A 1,510-nucleotide genomic window follows, 5' to 3' on the forward strand; every position below is an offset into this window, starting at 1 on the left:
CTTCAGTAAGCTCAAGCAGTTCCGCCGGGTCGCAACACGCTTCGAAAAGACAGCCAGAAATTACCGAGCCGTCGTCACTCTGGCTGCTATCGTCCTATGGATGCGGTAAGTGTCCACACCACCTAGACCTTATGTTCGCCCTCTGAGGTGACGGGCGGCCCGCCCCGCGGCAAGCTCCTATCGAGGGTTGCGCCGGATGGTCCCGGTGCCGAGCCTCAAGCATGGGGAGCGGGCCTGATGAACAATAGCATTTTCGTGGGACTGGATGTGCACAAGGCGACGATTTCAGTCGCAGCGGCGGAAGCGATGCGCGGCGGTGAAGTTCGTAACTTGGGGATCATCCCCAATCGCTCCGATCAAATCGCCAAGCTGGCGAAGAAGCTTGGCAAGGGTGACCGGAAGGTCAGTTTTTGTTACGAAGCCGGACCCTGCGGATATGGCCTGCATCGACAACTGACAGGACTGGGGCACAACTGCATCGTGGTGGCCCCCTCGCTGATCCCGATGAAGGCCGGGGATCGGGTTAAAACCGACCGCCGCGATGCGGCGATGCTGGCCAAGCTGCACCGGAGCGGCGAGCTGACAGCGGTGTGGGTTCCGGATGCGGCGCATGAGGCCATGCGCGACTTGGTGAGAGCCCGCGCCACGGCGATGCGTGTGCTCGGCAAGGCACGGCAACATCTCCAAGGCTTCCTGCTGCGACATGGGCGCATTTATGCCGGCAAGAAGGGGTGGACTCTGGCTTATCGTCGCTGGCTCACCACGGTGCGCTTCGATCATCCAGCGAGCCAAATCGTTCTGCAAGACTACATTCATGCCGTGACCGACGCTGAGGCCCGTGTGGACTGCTTGACCAAGCGGATCGAGGAGCTGGCGCCACAATGGTCGATGACGCCGTTCGTAGAGGCCGTGCAGGCGATGCGCGGCGTCGCCTTCATCGTCGCCGTGACGGTGGTTGCCGAGGTCGGCGACTTCTCCCGCTTCGACAATCCCCGCCAGTTGATGGCCTTTCTCGGCCTCGTGCCGTCGGAGCATTCGAGCGGCGCCACCATCCGACGCGGCGGCATCACCAAGGCTGGCAACGCTCTGGCCAGGCGGGCTCTGATCGAGGGGGCATGGACCTATCGCATGCAAGCCCGCGTCAGTCGCAAGCTCCATGACCGTAACGAGCGCCTGCCTCAAGCTATCCGCGATATCGCCTGGAAGGCCCAGGTCAGGCTGTGCGCCCGCTATCGCCGCTTGTCGGCGGCCGGCAAACCCAAGGTGATCGTCACCACCGCCATTGCACGCGAGATGGTTGGCTTCCTGTGGGCGATCACTCGTCAAGTACAACTCGGGCCGGCCGCCTGAAGAGCGCTGCTCGACCATATCGGTGCCCAGGGCAGGAGGCAGGGCGCGGCGGGGAATCCTCGTGGCCTGTTATGAGCCGGCATTGCCGACGCTCGCCCCCTAGACCGAGGCAGCCCCAAGACGAAACCACGGTCATGCGGTACCCAACCCGCGCATGAGA

The 1,510-nt window shown here is 63.2% G+C and carries 1 protein-coding gene and 1 pseudogene; both read left to right on the plus strand.

What is annotated here, in order from left to right:
- Positions 1-109, plus strand: a pseudogene (locus FNJ47_RS46010) (IS5/IS1182 family transposase); the annotation flags it as partial.
- 128 nt (positions 110-237) lie between these two features.
- The gene (locus tag FNJ47_RS46015) at positions 238-1,350 is read left to right on the plus strand and encodes an IS110 family RNA-guided transposase (protein WP_163163401.1); all 1,113 of its coding nucleotides are present in this window, start codon (positions 238-240) and stop codon (positions 1,348-1,350) included.
- The last annotated feature ends 160 nt before the right edge of the window (positions 1,351-1,510 follow it).

The sequence above is a fragment of the Bradyrhizobium uaiense genome (assembly GCF_010811875.1).
GTDB classification, from domain to species: Bacteria; Pseudomonadota; Alphaproteobacteria; order Rhizobiales; family Xanthobacteraceae; genus Bradyrhizobium; species Bradyrhizobium uaiense.

Bases quoted from the DNA above. Each gene is read 5' to 3' on its own strand.
- FNJ47_RS46015 (WP_163163401.1), top strand. From the start codon at position 238: ATGAACAATAGCATTTTCGTGGGACTGGATGTGCACAAGGCGACGATT.